This window comes from Nitrospira sp. CR1.1, assembly GCA_014055465.1.
Taxonomy (GTDB): domain Bacteria; phylum Nitrospirota; class Nitrospiria; order Nitrospirales; family Nitrospiraceae; genus Nitrospira_A.
Genome location: WIAF01000031.1, coordinates 1 through 2,585 on the forward strand (window position 1 = coordinate 1; position 2,585 = coordinate 2,585).

The following is a 2,585-nucleotide window of genomic DNA, read 5'->3' on the forward strand; positions in this document are numbered from 1 at the left end:
TGGTCAACGACAATTATTTCTTTCTTCAGCGACAATTAAAACTTTCCACTGGTGCCGGGTAAAAATCATAGGTCAATCCGGAGCTTACGGTACGAGTTAAAACGAGCAGGGGGGCGAGCTTCCGAGCCTTAGCTCGCGCCCCCCTGCGGTCAAAGGTTCGTTTGACTGTCTTCAGGCAGCTTGGGCGGTTCGGGTCTGGGCACGTTGGTCGTGGGTTCCTGACTCTGAGCGCCCTTGTTTTTGTCCTTGGCTTTGGGCACACGAATGCTTTCCCCGTTAAATTCGAGGATTACGGCATGGTGCACGAGCCGGTCGATGGCCGCCATGGTGGTCATCGGATCCTTGAAGATCTGGTCCCATTTGGAGAAGACCAGGTTGGTGCTAACCATCACGCTCCGTCGTTCGTAACGTTCAGCCAGGAAGGTGAACAAAACTTCCATCTCTTCGCGGTCCTGCTGGACATAGCCGATGTCATCGAGCACCACTACTGGATAACGGTCCAGGTGCTTGAGTTCGGCCTCCAGGCGCAGGTTCTTTTTGGCGGCCAACAACTGCTGCACCAGCTTGAAGGTCGACGTAAATAGCACCGGATAACGGCGTCTCAGGATCAACTCTCGACCTACGGCAGCCAGGAAGTGCGACTTGCCTCTGCCCGGCAAACCGAAGGCCAGAACGTTCTCGGCGCGATCGACAAACCCACCTTCCAGCAGGGTGGGCAACAAGCGCCGGATCTTGGGCGGCAGGAGGTTTTCGTCCAAGTTGCCGAGGCCTTTGCCGTTGGGCAGGCCCGATTCTTTAAGTAATCGACTGACCCGCCGTTCCCGTCGATCTTGGTCCTCGCATTCGCAGAGGTGCTGTAACAGGCGCCGATAGCCCCAGTCCTCCCGCTCGGCTCGTTCCACGCTCTCTTCCCAGATCGACGCCATCGTCGGCAAGTGGAACGAGCGAAAGGCCAGCGCCAAAGCATCATTGGACATACGCCACCTCCTCCTCTGGGCTCAGCAGGGCATCGTACGACAGGCAGTCCGGCTGGAGCTCGGCCATCGTCAGCGGAGTCGGTGAGGGAGGCAGCAGCGTCCTGCGCAGCCCTTCCACGCTCCAGGCTGGATAGGGGGGACAGGTATATTCAACGAGCATCAGTTCGACTTCGCGAACGTCGGTTTCTGAGGTCAGCTTGAGCAATCTCAAGTACTCCAGCGTGCCTCGCCGCGGCCCCTCTTTGGCCACCAGTTGATCATAGGCCTGGCGAAAGGTTGGCGTCAGAAACAACTCCTCCCGATAGCGATACTGTTCAAAGGCGCCGGGCTTGCGCAGCAGATGGTCAATCACGTGCCGATAGTCCAAGACCACGCCCCGATCCCCGCACTCGCGCGGCACCGTCGACAGCAACTCCCGGCCAAAGTAGATCTTGAGCTCGTTTTCCGAGACTTCCGCCTTGAGTTCCTGGCCGATGAGCCGTGCCGGCACCGAATACCCCACCTTCTTGACGCGGATGGTGCTGTATTTGGAAACCGTGCAATACACTTCCTCATACTCGCTGAGCCGCGTCGGCGGCAACGGCCGCATGAGCGCCAATTCCTGGTCGACAGCCTTGGCCCGGCGCGCATTGGCTTTCTCCAGCACCTGCCCCAGAAACGCGTCGTAATCGGTCTCCGCGGCGAACTCCCGGCTTCCTCTTAAGAGCAAATGCTGGTTGAGCCGCCGCTTCAAATGGCCGTTGGCCGACTCGACGTCCCCGTTCTCGTTAGGACATTCGATATTGATCGTCCGCGGCCTCAGACCGTAATGCTCGCAGATGGAAACAAAGCCCTCGTTGAAGGTGCGCTCGGCTGCTCCACAAGCGATCTGGTGCGTGGCCGCGCTGCCGTTGTCGACCTGCAACTCGATGGGCACCTTCCCCAGGCGCTGCAACGCCTCCTGGAGGCCGTGCCGGAGCGATAACAGCGACTCGGATTGACAGCGGCTGGCCCATTGCCAATCCGAGTAAGGCAGCACCGCGTGACAGAGCAAGTGCTCGTATCTACGGCCGCCAATGGTGATGGCCAACTCGGAGGCGTGCGTCCAGTCCAGTTGAAGCGCCCGCCCCGGAGAGCGGTCCTGCGGAAAGAACACTTCCTGGTCCGGCCCGTACTGGAGATGCCATTGTTGCACGCGCCTTTGAAAAGTCCGCAGATGCTCCTCCCCGACCGCCGCCTCTGGGTATTTAACGATCAAATGCTCGAAGAGAGTTTTGGCCTCAAGTTCCGGCGCTGCCCTCAACATGACCTCGGCTTGCGGCCAGATCCCGCTCACCGGGTCCGGACGCGTGCGCCAGGTGTGTTTGGCCTGCAACTCGGCTGGAGACTTGCCCGCACGCACGTACTTCCGGGCCGTAGGACGGCTCGTATCGGCTTTTAACGCGCTGATGGTGAAGTTCCCGTGGGCTTGATGTTCGTTCATGAGTCGGTGGTACTGCTGTTTGGTTATCATTCGCTCCGGTCGGCGTGAGGCTACTCGGCCTCATCGCTATTCCGCTGCGAAATCCTCCCCGAACCACCGGAAACTTTTAATTGTCGTCACTGGAAAATAATAATTGTCGCCAGCCA

The 2,585-nt window shown here is 59.1% G+C and carries 2 protein-coding genes; both read right to left on the minus strand.

Going from position 1 to position 2,585, the window contains the following annotated elements:
* Window positions 1-149 precede the first annotated feature (149 nt).
* Window positions 150-977, minus strand: coding sequence for an AAA family ATPase (locus GDA65_20485; protein MBA5865059.1), 828 nt, complete (start codon window positions 975-977; stop codon window positions 150-152).
* Complete coding sequence (locus tag GDA65_20490) at window positions 967-2,469, minus strand: IS21 family transposase (GenBank protein MBA5865060.1); 1,503 nt, start codon at window positions 2,467-2,469, stop codon at window positions 967-969. Before GDA65_20490 ends, GDA65_20485 begins: the two co-directional genes overlap by 11 nt.
* Between the last annotated feature and the right edge of the window lie 116 nt (window positions 2,470-2,585).

Excerpts from the sequence above, each read along its gene's own strand:
- GDA65_20485 (MBA5865059.1), bottom strand. The coding sequence starts at position 977 with ATGTCCAATGATGCTTTGGCGCTGGCCTTTCGCTCGTTCCACTTGCCG.
- GDA65_20490 (MBA5865060.1), bottom strand. The coding sequence starts at position 2,469 with ATGATAACCAAACAGCAGTACCACCGACTCATGAACGAACATCAAGCC.